At 65.4% G+C, this 884-nt stretch carries 1 protein-coding gene; it reads left to right on the forward strand.

Going from position 1 to position 884, the window contains the following annotated elements:
- Positions 1-87: 87 nt before the first annotated feature.
- The coding region (locus tag HFD95_RS21855; RefSeq protein ID WP_243208645.1) for an Ig-like domain-containing protein at positions 88-884 on the forward strand (797 nt) is incomplete at its 3' end.

The following is an 884-nucleotide window of genomic DNA, read 5'->3' on the forward strand; positions in this document are numbered from 1 at the left end:
GACAGCACGCCGCCGGATAACCAGACCTCAGGCCTGGTCATCGACAGCATCACCCTGACCGACGACGTCGGTGCGATCACCGGCGAGATTGCCAGCGGCTCGGTCACCGACGACGCACGGCCAACCTTCTCCGGCGACGCAACCGCCGACATCGATCACGTCAATATCTATGACAACGGCGAGCTCGTCGGCAGCGCAGCGGTGGACGCGGACGGCAAGTGGAGCTGGACGCCGGAGCAGGATATGGCGGACGGCACCTCTCACGACCTGACGGTTGCGGCGGTGGACGCGGCGGGCAACGAAGGCCCGCAGGCAGACGGCGACTGGAGCTTTACCGTTGACACCTCGGTGCCGGATAACCAGACATCGGGTTTGGTGGCGGACAGCATCACACTGACAGATGACGTCGGTCCGGTACAGGGCAAGATTGAAGATGGCTCTGTCACTGACGATGCACGTCCGACCTACTCAGGCACGACTACCGCAGACATCAGTTACGTCAATATCTACGACAGTGGCAAGCTGATCGGCAGCGCAGCGGTGGAGGCGGACGGCAAGTGGAGCTGGACGCCGGACAGCGCAATGAGCAGCGGGGCACACGCCCTGACGGTCGCGGCGGTGGACGCGGCGGGCAATGAAGGTCCGCAGGTAAGCGGTACGGCGGATGCGGCGTGGGACTTCAGCGTCCTGACCAGCGCCCCGGCGCAGCCGGCGATTGAAAACGTGGTGGACGACTACAGCCAGGGCGAGGATGCGGACAGTGGCTTCCTGCAGAAGGGCCAGTTCACCAACGACGGCACGCTGACGCTGAACGGCACCGCGGGCGCGGGGCTGACGGTCATCGTGTGGGCCACGGATGCGGACGGCAACCGGGTAAACGCGGG

Source organism: Pantoea sp. EKM10T (genome assembly GCF_011800685.1).
Taxonomy (GTDB): Bacteria; Pseudomonadota; Gammaproteobacteria; order Enterobacterales; family Enterobacteriaceae; genus Pantoea; species Pantoea agglomerans.